The organism is Picosynechococcus sp. PCC 7003 (assembly GCF_001693255.1).
Taxonomy (GTDB): Bacteria; Cyanobacteriota; Cyanobacteriia; order Cyanobacteriales; family MRBY01; genus MRBY01.
This window is the reverse complement of sequence record NZ_CP016474.1, coordinates 844,684-858,899: the sequence shown is the minus strand read 5'-3', so window position 1 is coordinate 858,899 and position 14,216 is coordinate 844,684. Positions and strand designations below refer to the sequence as shown.

The 14,216-nt window shown below is 49.0% G+C and carries 16 protein-coding genes; 4 read left to right on the top strand and 12 right to left on the bottom strand.

Annotated features, from left to right (window positions below):
- Positions 1-86 precede the first annotated feature (86 nt).
- Positions 87-1,673 (bottom strand): choice-of-anchor I family protein, encoded by a 1,587-nt coding sequence (locus AWQ21_RS04075; protein WP_065713444.1) that lies wholly within the window; start codon positions 1,671-1,673, stop codon positions 87-89.
- A gap of 387 nt (positions 1,674-2,060) precedes the next feature.
- Between AWQ21_RS04075 and AWQ21_RS04070 the strand changes: the two genes are divergently transcribed.
- From AWQ21_RS04070 to AWQ21_RS04060, 3 genes are read left to right on the top strand one after another with little or no spacing between them, the layout of a single operon-like run.
- A complete protein-coding gene (locus AWQ21_RS04070) occupies positions 2,061-3,308 on the top strand; it encodes an RNA-guided endonuclease TnpB family protein (RefSeq protein WP_065715212.1) in 1,248 nt (415 codons plus the stop codon).
- Between the two features lie 45 nt (positions 3,309-3,353).
- Entirely contained in the window at positions 3,354-3,731 is a 378-nt protein-coding gene (locus tag AWQ21_RS04065) for a DUF1823 family protein (RefSeq protein WP_065715211.1), read from the top strand.
- A 3-nt stretch (positions 3,732-3,734) separates the two neighbouring features.
- Positions 3,735-4,544, top strand: coding sequence for an MOSC domain-containing protein (locus AWQ21_RS04060; RefSeq protein WP_065713443.1), 810 nt, complete (start codon positions 3,735-3,737; stop codon positions 4,542-4,544).
- Between the two features lie 26 nt (positions 4,545-4,570).
- On the opposite strand, the gene trpE is transcribed toward AWQ21_RS04060, so the two are convergent.
- The 4 genes from trpE to AWQ21_RS04040 form a co-directional block, all read right to left on the bottom strand.
- Complete coding sequence (gene trpE, locus AWQ21_RS04055; protein WP_065713442.1) at positions 4,571-6,091, bottom strand: anthranilate synthase component I; 1,521 nt, start codon at positions 6,089-6,091, stop codon at positions 4,571-4,573.
- A gap of 216 nt (positions 6,092-6,307) precedes the next feature.
- Positions 6,308-6,736 carry a photosystem I reaction center subunit II PsaD gene (locus AWQ21_RS04050; RefSeq protein ID WP_065713441.1) on the bottom strand — a complete coding sequence of 143 codons (429 nt, stop codon included), beginning with the start codon at positions 6,734-6,736 and terminating at the stop codon, positions 6,308-6,310.
- A gap of 237 nt (positions 6,737-6,973) precedes the next feature.
- Positions 6,974-7,792, bottom strand: a complete 819-nt coding sequence (locus AWQ21_RS04045; protein ID WP_065713440.1) for a tetratricopeptide repeat protein — start codon at positions 7,790-7,792, stop codon at positions 6,974-6,976.
- 81 nt (positions 7,793-7,873) lie between these two features.
- A complete protein-coding gene (locus AWQ21_RS04040) occupies positions 7,874-8,542 on the bottom strand; it encodes a class I SAM-dependent methyltransferase (RefSeq protein WP_065713439.1) in 669 nt (222 codons plus the stop codon).
- A 46-nt stretch (positions 8,543-8,588) separates the two neighbouring features.
- On the opposite strand from AWQ21_RS04040, the gene AWQ21_RS04035 reads away from it, so the two are divergent.
- Positions 8,589-9,143, top strand: coding sequence for a hypothetical protein (locus AWQ21_RS04035; RefSeq protein ID WP_065713438.1), 555 nt, complete (start codon positions 8,589-8,591; stop codon positions 9,141-9,143).
- Between the two features lie 21 nt (positions 9,144-9,164).
- Here the strand turns inward: AWQ21_RS04035 and AWQ21_RS04030 are convergent, their stop codons facing one another.
- From AWQ21_RS04030 to cysT, 7 genes are all read right to left on the bottom strand, one after another.
- On the bottom strand, positions 9,165-9,590 hold the full coding sequence (locus tag AWQ21_RS04030) for a ferredoxin (protein ID WP_065713437.1): 426 nt from the start codon (positions 9,588-9,590) through the stop codon (positions 9,165-9,167).
- 3 nt (positions 9,591-9,593) lie between these two features.
- On the bottom strand, positions 9,594-9,977 hold the full coding sequence (locus tag AWQ21_RS04025) for a DUF1257 domain-containing protein (protein ID WP_012306430.1): 384 nt from the start codon (positions 9,975-9,977) through the stop codon (positions 9,594-9,596).
- 40 nt (positions 9,978-10,017) lie between these two features.
- Entirely contained in the window at positions 10,018-10,230 is a 213-nt protein-coding gene (locus AWQ21_RS04020) for a DUF2997 domain-containing protein (RefSeq protein WP_065713436.1), read from the bottom strand.
- Positions 10,231-10,461: 231 nt separating this feature from the next.
- Positions 10,462-11,256, bottom strand: coding sequence for a Crp/Fnr family transcriptional regulator (locus AWQ21_RS04015; protein WP_065713435.1), 795 nt, complete (start codon positions 11,254-11,256; stop codon positions 10,462-10,464).
- 136 nt (positions 11,257-11,392) lie between these two features.
- On the bottom strand, positions 11,393-12,439 hold the full coding sequence (locus AWQ21_RS04010; RefSeq protein ID WP_065713434.1) for a sulfate/molybdate ABC transporter ATP-binding protein: 1,047 nt from the start codon (positions 12,437-12,439) through the stop codon (positions 11,393-11,395).
- Positions 12,440-12,506: 67 nt separating this feature from the next.
- A complete protein-coding gene (gene cysW, locus AWQ21_RS04005) occupies positions 12,507-13,331 on the bottom strand; it encodes a sulfate ABC transporter permease subunit CysW (RefSeq protein WP_065713433.1) in 825 nt (274 codons plus the stop codon).
- Entirely contained in the window at positions 13,321-14,178 is an 858-nt protein-coding gene (gene cysT / locus AWQ21_RS04000; RefSeq protein ID WP_065713432.1) for a sulfate ABC transporter permease subunit CysT, read from the bottom strand. The genes cysW and cysT overlap by 11 nt, the downstream gene beginning before the upstream one ends.
- Positions 14,179-14,216: the final 38 nt, after the last annotated feature.

The window sequence follows — 14,216 nt, the reverse complement described above, 5'->3', positions numbered from 1 at the left end:
TTTAAAACCCCCCTTATACGCAACAAAAAAAGGGCGAGGTTGCCCCCACCCTGAAAATTTCTGTTTTGATATCTGATAAAAATTTCCTACTCGCCCATGATCTGGAAGATGGACGTATTGCCACTTACTTCGTTTGTCACCACCAAGAGGTTTTCGCCATTGGGGCTATCGGCGGCGGGAACAAAGAGTAATCCTTCCGGGCCAAGATCCCCAGCGGTGCCAGCTTCGGCATCTCCCTCGAAATCACGACCATTGGTATAGGTCACAAAAAACGGTGCCATCGGATCCGTAACGTCATAGACTATGATGCCGCCCACCCGCTCTAAACCGATAAATCCATAGTGGCGATCGCCAATCTGACCAATGGTAACGCCTTCCGGTTCGGGGCCTTTGTCATCACTGCGGTCATCGAAGGAGCCATTTTCATCGTTGGTGCTATTGAAGTTTTCGGGGGCAACGGCGGCGGTAATTGCCTCAAGCTGGCTGCCACTATCGAAGACCAATTCTCCGGCGCTATTCCAGATCGAAAAAGATCGTGCCCCGAAGGCATAAAGTTCTTCGTACTGACCATCGCCATCAATATCACCCATGTTGTTAATCACCTTCAGGCGACCGAGGACAGCATCATCTTGGAGAGCCGCCGCATTAGGGAAAGCCACCGGATCGAGGTCTAGATCGGCGATCCGACTTTCTTCGTTGAAAATATCTCCTTCCTCTGCACCAGGAATTTCATCATCTCCCGTGGGACGAATCCGGGAATCCCCTTCATTGGCGGTAATTAAAAAGGTTTCGCCATTCACTTCATAGGCGGCGATCGCATCGGGTTGATAAACCCCATACAAATTCGGATAGGTCGCCAGGTTAATTGCCCCATCTCTGTTGCTTGCATCCAGGGCATTAACCGCAAGACTGTGATCCTTAAAGCCTAAACCAACAATATCGACCACTCTGGCCGCATTGAGATCCACCACGGCGAGGGCGTTATTTTCCTGGAGGGTGACCCAAGCGGTTTGGGAATCTGGGGCAACGGCCACATATTCCGGTTCTAAATCCTGGGCAACGGTGGCATTCAAACCAAAAACCCGCACACTAGGGTCTAATTCGGCATTATTAAAAGCGCGAAAATCAGCGGTTTTCACTGTGGCATTGGCAACGCCTCTGGAGAGATCAATGATGCTCACGGAACCTTCGGGATCGTTGCTGTAATCTTCGTTGGGTTCCCCTTCATTGGCCACAACAATTTTTTGACCATCGGGGGTAAAGGTGAGCATATCCGGCAAAGCGCCCACAGTAACAGCCTTGAGTTGTCTGCCCATTGCATCAAAGAAAACCACTTGACCGGGCATTTGGGGTGTATCGCCTTCCACGGCAACCGCTAAAACACCATCATGGAACGTAACGCTATTGGCTCCGTTGGCGAGTTCAATACTGGTAATGAGAGTCGGCTGGGTCGGATTACTTAAGTCAAGAATATCGATGGTTTTCGCTTCGGCATTGGTAACAAATAAGCGCTTTGTCAGGGGATCATAAGCAGCAATTTCCGCAGCACTCCCGTCAAAAATGCCGGTTTCATAACGACCAATGGGATTTAGGGTAATTTGCGCTTGGACCGCTTGGCCCCCGGCCCAGAGGGTTGAGGCGAGGCAAAGGGCGGTTAGGGATTTGAATTTCATAGGGCGTCTGAACGTTAACAATCGTCGTGTAATCCCTATGGAACCTAGCGCGGCAAGATTAAGGGTAGATTTTTGTTTGCTAATCAAATCCTAATCAATTGATTTTGGTCTAATTTTGCGGGGGCGATCGCCTAAAATTGAACTTGGGCGCGGCAGTCCCTATCCCTCTTTAGGGTAGGGAAGGATAGCGCAGCTACTGAAGAGAAACGGAAGTAGCCAAATCAATCAGGCTTAGGCAATCGCCTTATGTACTCTCTGATAATTTGAGCCATGCTGACATCCTTGTTGGACGCGAACGCCTTGAGTCTTGCCAGATCCTCTGATGTTAGCCTTATTTTTAGTACTTCTGACTTGTTCATTGTGGGTACAATAGACTACAATAAGAGTATGGTAACACGCCGAATCACTTACAGGCTCTATCCAAGTCGCCAACAGCAAAAAAAGCTGCACTATTGGCGGCGTTTACATTGCAGTTTGTACAACGCAGCAATCGCTAACCGTAAAACCCAGTACCAAAAGTTCAACCATGCAGTCGATTACTTTGAGCAGCAAAATAGTCTGCCAGGGTTCAAGCAAGTATGGCCAGAATTTAAAGAACTGGGTTCCCATGCCCTACAGGCAACGTTAAAGCGAGTGGACTTTGCCTTCAACCGATTTTTTAAGGGATTGGGGGGATATCCAAAGTTCAAGGCATCTCGGAAGTATTCGGGGTGGACATATCCTTGTGGTGCAGGCTGGAAGGTAGAAACAGGAGGTCACCATGGCTTTCTCAAGTTGAGCAATGTGGGAAGGTTGCAGATGAGGGGCAAGGCCCGTACCTGGGGAAAGCCAACAACCTGCACGATATTCTTCCGCCAGGGTAAGTGGTACGCCTCAATCACCGTCAAATGTGAACCCAAGCGGGAAACCGAGGGTGGGTCTGTGGGGATTGATTTAGGTTGCAAGGAAGCAATTGCCCTTTCGACAGGGGAGCAAATCAGCAAGCCAGATTTTATTAAGGAGGGAGAACAACAGGTTAAGCAAGCATCCAAGCAACTCAGACGAAAGCGTGCACCAAACCGAAATAAGCGAGTTAAAGCATCGCGGCGGTGGCAAAAAGCGAGACGGCAGGTATCAATGCGGCAACGCAAAATTACCCGTCAGCGCGAAGATTGGCTGCATCAAATCACAAGCGACATAGTCAGCGGTAATAGCCTGGTTGCAGGTGAGCAGTTAAACGTCAAAAACATGACCCGCAAAGCCAAAAAAGGCAGCAAACGGAAAGCTCAAAAAACAGGGCTTAACCGCTCCATTCTCTCGGTTGGCTTCGGCATGATTGGTTCAATGCTGGAATACAAGCTGGCAGAGGCAGGAGGATTTTATGTGGAGTCCCCGACAAGGACGCTTAAGCCCTCTCAGCGTTGCGCTAAATGTTGGGAGCTAACGCCAAAGACATTGGCAGACAGGGTACATATTTGCTCAAACCCAAACTGTGGCCACAGGGAGGATAGAGATATCAATGCAGCTCAGGTTAATTTAGCCTGGGCAAGGGGTCAGGAACTGGCCTCTTCAGTCGCGGAGCCGCCAAGCTCTACCGATTGCGGAAGCATGAGGCAACTTGGGGTGATGAAACGACGGAAACTCCATGCCTCTTAGGCTGGAGTAGTTCATCTAGTTTTCTTTGCACCTTTTTCCGCTTTGATCGTGACTTTGCCTCCCCTGACAACGGACACAATTCAGCAAATTATTGACGATAGCCTCGATGATGAGACCCTGCACCAATTGGTCTGGCATTATCTCGGCTACCGTTACGATGAAACTCAGAACCATTGGAATCTGGATCAAGTCGATCCAACCTGGGCCGAAAAATATCCTGAACCGCCTAAGTTCATTGAGGAACGTCCCCCCACGGTGCAATTGACCCGCTCAATCCCCAAGCCCTACAAAGCTCTGCTCAAGGAAAAAATGGGTTTTAAGGGCTACACGGTGGATCAACTGATTCCACGACTCACGCGCCGGGCGACCATGGCCAGTTGGCTCCTCAGCTACATGGCCCAACATAATTTGTTAGAGGTCTAGCGGGTGGCACGGGTTGCGGCTCTATGGATTTATCCGGTGAAGTCCTGCGGCGGGATTTCTTCGGAGACGGTGGATGTTTTGACCCAGGGCTTTAAAGGCGATCGCCAATGGATGATTGTTGATCCCGACGGGAAATTTTTAAGTCAACGACAATATCCCCAATTGGCCAGGGTTAAGCCCCACATTGCAGAAGATAATCTCACCTTAACTTTTGATAATTTCTCGCCCCTCAAACTCCCCTGGGAAACGACAGGCTCCCTAAAACCTGTGACGATTTGGCGGAACCAGACCCAAGCCCTCGATCAAGGCCCAGAAGCCGCCGCTTGGTTTTCGGCGGTGCTACAAACTTCCTGCCGTCTCGTGCGCCAATCCCCCGACCATCCCCGTCCCCTCAACCCGAAATATGCCCTCTGGCAAGATCAAACGGTCAGTTTTGCCGATGGTTATCCGGTGCTCCTCACCAATACCGCTTCCTTGAAGCTGCTGGGGGAAAAGTTAGGGGCGACCGTGCCGATGAATCAGTTTCGTCCTAATCTGGTGGTCGAGACGGAACTCCCCTTCGCCGAAGACCATTGGCGGACCCTCAAAATTAGCGATATTACCTTTGTGACTGCTAAACCCTGCGAGCGTTGCGTTGTGATTACGACAAATCAAGCCACAGGCGATCGCCACCCAACCCAAGAACCCCTCCGCACCCTCGGTACCTTTCGCCGCACTGCCAAGGGGATTCTTTTTGGCATTAACCTCATGCCCACAAGCTCCGGCAAGATTTCAGTGGGGGATGCTGTGATCCTGAATCCAACGATTTCTTAAAGAAAGCTCCCTGTCCTCAGCAGTTATTAAACCTTGAGACAGCGAATCGCTTCTAACATGCCCCGCGCCTTATCGAGGGTTTCTTGGTATTCCCGTTCTGGTTCCGAATCTGCGACAATACCCGCGCCCGCCTGGACAAAGACGTGGTGCTGATTCCCCTGCGATCGCACGATCATGCTGCGGATGGTGATCGCCGTATTCAGTTGTCCTTCAAAGTCGTAGTAACCGTAGACGCCAGAGTAGGGGCCACGCCGTTCTGGTTCCAGTTCGTTGATGATTTCTAAAGCCCGAATTTTCGGGGCACCGCTGACGGTTCCGGCAGGAAAACAAGCCTGTAGTAGATTCCAAGCCGATTGGTCAGGGGCTAAATCGCCCATCACATTACTAACGATGTGCATCACGTGGGAATAGCGTTCGATAATCATCAAATCCCCGACTGTCACCGTGCCTTTTTCGCAGACACGACCGAGGTCATTGCGGCCCAAATCGACAAGCATCACGTGTTCAGCGATTTCCTTGGGATCGGCCAAGAGGTCTTTTTCTAACGCCAAATCTTCCGCCTGAGTTTTCCCTCGACGTCGGGTACCCGCAATCGGTCGGAGCATCGCCTGGAGTTTTCCGTCTGGGGTTTGCTCAGCTTTGACCATAATCTCTGGGCTAGAACCGATTAACTGCCAGTCCCCAAAATTGTAGAAAGACATATAAGGGGAAGGATTAATCAGACGCAGGGAACGGTAGAGATCAAAGGGATGACCTTCGTAGGTTGTCTGGAGCCGCTGGGAAAGCACCACCTGAAAAATATCCCCGGCTTTGATGTATTCTTTCGCCTTGGCAACGTTCTGGCAAAACTTTGCTTGGGAAGTGTTGCTTTCGTACTTGAGGGCTTCCCCGTCTGGGTTGGCGAGCCATTCTAAGGGTTTGGCCGCGACGGGCAAGGGCAACTTGAGCTTAAGGACTAATTTTGTAACGCGATCGCAGGCATTTTGGTAGGCTTCCTCTAGGGACACCGCCGGATCTCGCAGGTCGGCATAGGTGATCACCCAAATCTTGCGTTTAACTTGGTCAAAAATAATCAAGCTATCAATTTGCATCCAGAGGCCATCGGGCAGATCCTCTTCCTGGCGCTCGTACACTGGTACCCGTGGCTCAATCCAACGCATCAATTCGTAGCCCCACATCCCAAACAGGCCCCCAATGCCCGGTGGTAGTTCCGGCAGTTGGATGGGTTTAATACTGGCTAAACAGTCAGCCAACACATCGAAGGGATTCCCTGTGAATTCTTTGGTGTCACCGTTCCGAAATTTCTGCGTGGTGCGATCGCCTTTATTTTCTAAGATCCAAACCGGATCGCAACCGAGGAAACTATAACGACCAATATTTTCACCCCCTTCAACGGACTCCAGCAGAAAATTGTAGGGTTGATCTGCACAAACCTTATACCAAGCCGACACTGGCGTTTCGAGATCCGCCACCCACTCCTGATAGACCGGAATAAAATTACCCTGTTGACTGAGATGCCGAAACTGCTCGAAATCAGGAAAAATCATAGGAAATGCGTCGGTCGCCTGGGGCACATGGAGGGCCGCTGGGACAGTGAATAAAAAGTAAAAATAGAGCTAGACACAAAGAAGCGGAAGCCTTTTGTTCAGCTTTTCATCATAACAGACTTTCTCCATCGGTCTGGGCCAACTGCCGCCACCAAGAAAGCCTTCATAACTCAAACTAAAACTGTCAACTTCCGCCCGAACTGTTGTGGTAAAAATCTAGGCTTCGTAGGGGGCCACACCAGAAAACTTCAGGGTTGCCGGCTCGGGGTTGCTCCCGATATTGCGGTCAACTTTCCCTTGGTATTCGCGACCTTCGTTTACCTTCTCAGAAGGTACACCATCCAGAGGATAGAGGAACTGAGTTTCGCCGGAGGGGAAGACACGGTAAATTTTATAGTCGGTAATCTTGGGCTTAAATTTTGTTTTCAGCTGAGTCCCGAGGGCAAGGCACTGTTCCTTGCGGGCAAAGTACATGAGGTTATCGCCTTCGTTCATGACCGCTGCACCACCGGTGGGCAGTTCAAAAACCTGCTCTTTTGCGCTAGACCAGGTGATGGCGTATTTTTCCTCCCGTTCAGCAGCGGCGAGTAGACCACCCGTGCTGCCACCGAATTTCGGTGTTTTTCCAGTAAGCTCGTTAGACATGCTCAAAAATCTTTATTAAATAAAGGGTGTTTCGCAAATGCTATCACCAGACCCCTACGCCATAGATCAAGTGTCAAGAACTGTAACAGTTATTTTCTGTTTGTAAGGGAAGCAGACAGGTAAATTTAGCGTTCTTTAGGGACTGTTTTGGTTGGGAATAGCCCTAGGGGGAAAAGTTTCTGGCAAAAGCCACAAGAATGCCCAAAAATCCCCTTTTTTCCGCCTCAAAATCTAGGCTTAGTACAGGGTGAGCATCAGTTGTTTTTGGAATTTTTGGGTTAGGGGATGGGTTGAACCGAGCAGGTTAAAGATCGTCACCATCGCTTTGCGGGCGCCGTCGTCTTGGTAGCGGCGATCGCCAGCGACAATTTCGAGAAAAATTAAGAGGGCTTCTTCGTAGTTTTCGGCGAGGGCCAACTGGGCAGCCCGGATATATTTTTGGTCGAGCTCGCTAGCAGGTTCGGTTTGACTGATGTCCTGGAGAAAAATTCGACCCCGCAACTGAGCAGCGATCGCCCCATAGTCTGGATCGTCTGGGGGAATAGTATTGAGCAGACGGGTCGCTTCTGTGGGTTTCTGGCAGTGAAGCAAAAATTCGGCAGCGGCGATCGCCACCTTGGGATGCTTGGGATAGTCGTTAAACAATTGATCAAGGCATTGTTTCGCTTGGGCCAAGTCGCCAGCGTTTTGGTATTGCTGTAACTGGGTGATCGCCTCATCTAGACTAGATTTGACGTCGAGGTTATCGAGGATTTCACGAATCTGGGCTTCGGTGACGACCCCCACAAACCCCGGAATCACTTTCCCCTGGGTGACAACGCGCACATCGGGCACCCCTTCGACGCCGTACTCATTGGCGAGGTCTGGGTTTTGGTCAATATCTACCAGGGCGAGGGTGAAATCATACTCCTGGAGGAGCTTTTGGAGAATTGGTTTGAGGATTTGACAGGGGCCGCACCAGGTGGCGAAAAAATCCACTAAGACGGGTTTCTCTTGGGAAGCCGCAAGCACCACCGTAGCAAAATTTTCTCGATTGACAACCACACTTTCAGCCATTGATCTCATCCTTACTGGAACACTGGGGATTTCTTCATCTTAGGGGATGGAGCCAGAAAATTTATGCCTTGTTGCATTGCGTTAAGGCTGGGGAAAAATTAGCGTCCAATGGCGTTCTGAGGATTGGTAAATTTGGGCGTTGGTTAAACCAGCTTCGGTGGCGATCGCCTCAATTTCGGGCACTGTAAATGCCGCATGGAGCGAATCCCAAAATAATTGCCGTTGGTGATCGTCAAAACCCGGCCCCTCGGCGGCAGCAACAATCCGGTCAATGTCTGCGGTGCTGTCAGGGCGAAACAAATCCCGCACAATGATTTTTCCCTGGGGTTTGAGGAGGCGGCCCATTTCCTTAAAACAGGGCAAGGGGTCAGGTAAATGGTGAATCAGGCTATTGGAGATGATCACATCAAAGCTTTGGTCAGGCCAGGGCAAATTCTTCGCATCGGCATAAACCAACTCGATTTGTTCACTTAAACCCGCTGCCACCACATTTTTTTGTCCCAGGGCCAACATTGATCGGGCTAAATCGGTACCTTTAATGTGCCATTGGGGTTGCTGTTGCCCTAATAAGATCGGAATTTGCGCTGTCCCTGTGCCTAAATCCAAAACCAAAGCGGTTGCTTGGGGGTAAGTCGCGACGACGAGATCCACAAAATCTTGGTTTACCGCCCGAAAGTCCATTGCATCGTAGGCGATCGCCTCGGTGGGATCATCCATCACTTCCGGTTCTAAAATCCGGGTTAATGCCATTGCGTTTCTGCCTCAAAGCCTCAAAAAATGTTTCTAAGATAACGGAATGAGTACCCTAATTTCACGAAAAATTCGCTACACTGCCGATGTTGAATTTCCGTCCGTAATGCCCTTGACCCCGTCTGCTCGTCTGTTTTTGCTTATTAGTTGCACCGGTCTTTGTGGCCTCAGCGCTTGCCAAAGGGTTGACCCAGCCCTCTACGATTGCCAAAAACTGCTCGACCAAATTCAACTTACTGTAACTGAAGCTCAAACCTTGGTTCAAGATGAGCCATCAACAGACATGCCCCAAACCTTTAACTTTGAGCGTTGGCTCCAGGCAGCCGATGCCCTAAAAATAGGTGCCGAGGCGATCGCCCAATTGCGTCTCCGGGATAGCCAGGTTAAAACCTACCAAACGCAAATTAGCGACATTTACCAACGCCAGGCCGAGGCTACTTACGCCATGGTGAAAGCGCGCCAGGACAAAGACTTAGAAGCTGCCAAAACTGCCCAATCCCTGAGCCAAACCGCAGGCACCAAAGAGCAAACGATTGGCCAAGCTTTGGATGATTATTGCCAAGCCAAGTATCAAGACTTCATCGCCACAGAAGACCCATAGGCCAAGCAAAATTTTAAATAGTTAAGGTTTCCGGGAAGGTTTAGGTTTGCGGGCGATCGCCTGACCTGCCCCATCCTGAGGAAAACCCAAAGGCCGAATTACTTGGTCTTTTCTGGCTGCTTCTTTTTCCTTGAGTTCCGTGTAATCTAGCCAATGGATGCAATCTACCGGACAGGTATCAATCGCCTCCTGGACAACCGTTTCGGGGTCACCATCCTGGCGATAAGCCCGGGCGCGGCCATGTTCTTCTTCGATATAAAACGTATTTGGCGCTGTGTGGGCGCAATGTTTACAGCCGATGCAAGTGGTCTCATCCACATACACCCCTTTTTGGCGCAGCAGGCCGCCCAGTTCCGGTTCAAACCCAGACCGTTCCGTGTCGTTTCTTAAAAAGCCCCCCAACTCCGGCTCAAAACCAGACCGCTGGGGGGAATTTTCAAAGGTCATACCTTAGCTCCAGCGTTGGACGACGAGGCGAATTGAGCCATCTTCGTTTTTCTGCTGTTCACTGACTTGAAAGCCTTGTTTGTTGGTTTCGTTGAGGATGGTGTGGTAGGCATAGCCCTGGGTGAGGCGCTGGAGGAACCCATCAACAGTTAGGGGCTGCTGCCAATATTGCAGGTCAGCGACGAGTTCGTATTCATGGCCGTTCCAGCTAAAGCCGATGTCGTAGTCATTGTTCTGTTGAATGACAACTTCGGCGGTGCGGCGATCGCCTTTATAACCCCGCACAGCACTGGGGCCTTCTTTCCATTCAATGTCCATATCCTTAAGGGCAGACTTGAGGGAAGTCAAGTTACGGATTTTGGTTTTGATATTGCTGAAATGAGACATAGGATTTAACGGGGCAGTTTATAGAGGTTTTCAAAAAAAATCACCAATTGCTTTGGACGGAGTTCGTCGTCGTTGCAGTTTGGCTTACCGGTTGGGCAAAATATTCTGAGGTTTGTTCCTGGGAGAGAACAATACCCAGTTGCTTTTCGATCGCAGCGGTCACTTCTTGGCATGAAGACCCGACAATGCCTGTGACCTTTTCTTGGACACGGCCATCAGGATAAATGATGAATTCTAATGTCTCCATGTTCATGGGTGCGCTTCCTCATTGGCATGGTGGGAAAGTTTCCCAATTTGGTGGTGGGGCAATATACGGAATTTTGCCCTTAACTTTCCAGCACATTTGTGTTTACAGCAGTTTAACAAATCTCGACAATGGGGGGGTAGCTTGCCGCCGCAAATCGTAAGATTCCTTTCATTTTTGGGGGACTAAATAGATAATTCCCAATGGTGCTCTGGCGATCGCCCCAATGGATATTTCAGCTTACTTCAGGGGCCACCAAGAAACCTTATCCCGGGTCGCACTGTAAACTTCCTTGAGACCCTCTGGATTCAACACTTGGATCAGATCCCCCTGACCTTCGGCGGATTTTCCGGTGGTAATGAGCTTGACTTTTGTCATCCCCTTGAGAACCTGTTCAACAGTGCGGTGGTTGAGTTGGCAGGCGTGGGCAATGATATCGACGGGTAAATCAAAGCTAAAAATGCCATCACGCTGGGGTTGATTGGTCAGCGATCGCTCTTGATAAATTAAAGCCCGTAACAGAGAAGCGACGGCCTGGGGCGGGTAGGTACTACAGTTCAGCAGATGGTATTGAAATTTTTCCCGTAATTCGAAACTCAGGTTATAGCGATCGCGAAACTCGGGACTATTGTCATAAAGCTGTTGCACCGCTGCCACCGGAATCTTTAGGACATCGGTGGTTTTGTAGGCTTCTACCAAACTGGGAAAACTGCGACTCACCTGCCCAAAGCCAATGGGAAGATTTCGCATGCCAAAACAACTGCCCATATAGGTGATCGCCAAAATGCGGTCGAGGGGCGTACTCCGCACAATCACTGGCCCCCCCGCAAGCAACACGTAGAGAAATTCCAAATTGTGGTTCGGGCGAAAAGCCGTATAGATCGGCCGACTGGAATAGAGTTTTTCGGTGATTAATGCCGCTGGATCAAGCCAATTTTGCAATTCATCTGGATCCATTCCCCGAAAGAAAAAATTGTTTTCGGTCAACTCAGTGATGATTTTTGGCACTTTGGGAGCTTGGACAGATTTTGCCATGGAAATTACAAACGTATTAGATTCAGAAGCTACAGGCGTTTCTTTCTGATTCTAGTCGAAAAGCTCGATGTAACCGAGTCATCAATTGCCCATGGGTGGGGTTTTGCCATGGCCCAAGTTTCCTCAAACCGGGACATTAAGATTGCCTCGGCACGGGTTGGGACTCCGCATTGACCGCAAAGACCTTTGCCTGTTTCGGCCTGAGATAAACGGTTTGGCCAACTTCAATATGTAACTGGGCAAGTTTTTCTCGACTAAGGTGGGCCATGATAATTTCTTGATCTGCCGTCAGTACCTCCACTTGGACATCGGAGCCTCGATAAATGATTCGCTTGACCATGCCGGGCAAAGCAGTCGGGTCACCATCGATTTGTAAATCTAAATCATGGGGACGAACAAATACAGCATGGGTCGCGTGATGGGGGGCTGTATCCGGGTGATTGCGGATCAAGGAGTGACGACTGGGTAAAACGTTCACTTCCCCAATGAAGTTCATCACAAAGGGGGTAGCAGGGTGGTCATAAATTTCCGCAGGGCTTCCGACCTGTTCAATGCGTCCGTGGTTCATCACAACGATTTCGTCGGCAACTTCCATGGCTTCTTCTTGATCATGGGTGACAAAAATACTGGTGACATGAACTTCTTCATGAAGACGACGCAACCAAGCCCGGAGTTCTTTTCTGACTTTTGCATCTAGGGCACCGAAGGGTTCATCAAGCAACAAAACTTGGGGCTGCACTGCCAAAGCACGGGCTAAGGCGACCCGTTGGCGTTGACCGCCGGATAACTGGGAAGGGTAGCGATCGCCTAAACCCTGTAGTTGAACCAGCTCTAATAGCTCTTCGACCCGCTGGCGAATGAGGTGCTTCGGTTTTTTGCGGATCTCAAGCCCAAAGGCAACATTTTGGCGAATGGTTAGGTGTTTAAACAGGGCATAGTGCTGGAATACAAAGCCAATATTCCGCCGCCGAATATCTACATGGGTCGCATCTTGACCGTTGATAATCACTTGTCCATGAGCAGGGGTTTCTAGTCCGGCGATCGCCCGGAGGAGGGTTGATTTTCCAGAACCAGATGGCCCTAATAAGGCAACCAATGTCCCTTCTTTGACTTCTAAATTGATATTTTCTAAAGCCTGAAACGTACCAAAATTTTTATAAACCGAATTCACAAAGATACTCATTTTTTTCTGCGGTAATAAGGGAAATTTTTATCAAATTAAGCGAAATAAATCATGGCTTAAATTGCCATTAAGCGGAGTGGGTATTCCGTTCTAGGATCTCTTTCAGCACCAGCGTCACACAGGCAAGTAAAGCTAAAATAACCGCCGCCGCAAAAGCTGATTCAGTTGCATAATTCATATGTTCTTGCTCTACAAAAATCGGTAGTGTTGCTGTTTTGCCGAGGATGCTCCCAGAAACCACTGAAACAGCCCCAAATTCTCCCATTGCCCGGGCATTTGTCAGCAAAACTCCATAGAGCAATCCCCAACGAATATTGGGTAATGTCACCCGCCAAAAAATTTGCCAATCACTCGCACCAAGCGTTCGGGCGGATTCTTCTTGATCTGATCCCATTTCTTCTAAAACAGGAATAACTTCTCTGGCGACAAATGGCAACGTTACAAAAAGTGTGGCAATCACCATGCCCGGCAAAGCAAAAAGAATCTTGATATTTGCCTGTTCAAAAAGAGCACCTAGCCAACCATTTTGCCCATAAAGTAAAACAATCATCAAGCCAGCAACGACGGGGGAAATTGAAAAAGGAAGATCGATCACACTGAGACATAAAGTTCGCCCCCAAAATTGTTTTCTTGCCAATACCCAAGCGGCACAAAGACCAAATATTGTATTCAATGGCACGCTAATTAAAGCAATGATCACCGTTAATTTAACTGCTTGAATAAAAGCGCGGGCTTGGATTGATTCAAAGAAAACGGAAACTCCTTGGTGAAAGGCTTCATAAAAAATGGCAAGAATGGGAATTAAAAGAATTAAAGCGAGATAAGTAAGCGTAATCCCAATTAGCCATTGGGGAGAAAGCTTAAATTCAAAGGATTTAATTTTAGTTTGCATAGCGCCTTCCCCATTGCTGTAGAAAATTGATAATAAATAGAAGCAGCAAAGAAACAATTAAAAGCACTGAACCAATCACCGTCGCCCCTTCGTAATCAAACGCTTCTAGGCGTTGGAAAATTAGTACTGGGGCAATTAAGTCTTTGAAAGGAATCCCCGATGAAACAAGCACAACGGAGCCATATTCACCGACAGCCCGTGAAAATCCGAGGGCCACTCCCGTTAAGATTGGTGGGATTAGGGGTGGAAAAATAACACGCCAGAAGGTTTGACTTTCAGTAGCTCCCAGAGACCAAGCAGCGTGCTCTGTTTCTTCTTCGAGTTCGCGTAATACTGGCTGGAGAGTGCGCACCACAAAGGGGAGAGAGATAAATAACATCGCGATAAAAACGCCGATTCGAGTGTAAGCAATCTTGATCCCTAAAGGGGCAAAAAGTTGTCCAATCCAACCTTGATCGTTGTAGAGCGTCGCTAAAACAAGGCCGGCAACGGCTGTCGGTACAGCGAAGGGAATATCAATGGCTGCATCAACAATTCGTTTGAGGGGGAATTCATAGCGTACTAAGACCCAAGCGATGATCGTGCCTAATATGCCATTAATTGCCCCAGCGGCGATCGCCGTAATAAAAGTCACACCATAGGCAGACAAAGCTACCGGAGATAAAGCAATTTCTAGGTATTCTGAGATGCTTAAACTCAGGGATTTTTGGATTAAAGCGAAGGTAGGCAAAATCAGAATCAACGCTAGGTAAGTAATGGTTACTGACCAAGGGATCGTGTTTTTTGGAAATTGGATTGACCTTATCGAAAATAATTTACGCGGCAGTGCTAAAGATAAAATTTTCATAGTTTACATGACAGAAATGACTGGTAGATTGTTGAAAA